Origin of the sequence: Streptococcus suis, assembly GCF_002960445.1 — a bacterium.
GTDB lineage: Bacteria > Bacillota > Bacilli > Lactobacillales > Streptococcaceae > Streptococcus > Streptococcus hyiners.
On the sequence record NZ_POJD01000221.1, the window covers coordinates 1 to 442 of the forward strand.

General features: G+C 43.7%; 1 protein-coding gene. It reads left to right on the forward strand.

Translation table 11 applies throughout. The features are described from left to right. Window position 1 precedes the first annotated feature (1 nt). The coding region (locus C1G53_RS09030; RefSeq protein ID WP_238139131.1) for an ATP-binding cassette domain-containing protein at window positions 2-442 on the forward strand (441 nt) is incomplete at its 3' end.

The window sequence follows — 442 nt, forward strand, 5'->3', positions numbered from 1 at the left end:
TATCGTTGAACACCTGACTAAATCTGTCGGAGATAAAACGGTCTTTGCTGATCTATCTTTCATCATCCATCAAGGCGACCGTATCGGGATTATTGGGGTCAATGGTACAGGAAAGACGACTTTGTTGGATGTTCTGTCAAGTCGTATCGGTTTTGACGGAGATGTATCACCTTTTCGTACCAAAAATGCTTATAAAATCGCCTATCTGACCCAGGAACCTGATTTTGATGAAAGCAAGACAGTTTTAGACACCGTTCTTTCATCTGACCTCCGTGAAACCCAGCTGATTCGTGAATACGAGCTGCTCTTATCTCATTACGATGAAACCAGTCAAGCAAGACTGGAAAAGGTGATGGCTGAGATGGATTCTCTCAATGCTTGGGAGATTGAAAGCCAGGTCAAGACTGTCTTGTCGAAACTCGGGCTAACAGACCTCAACAAA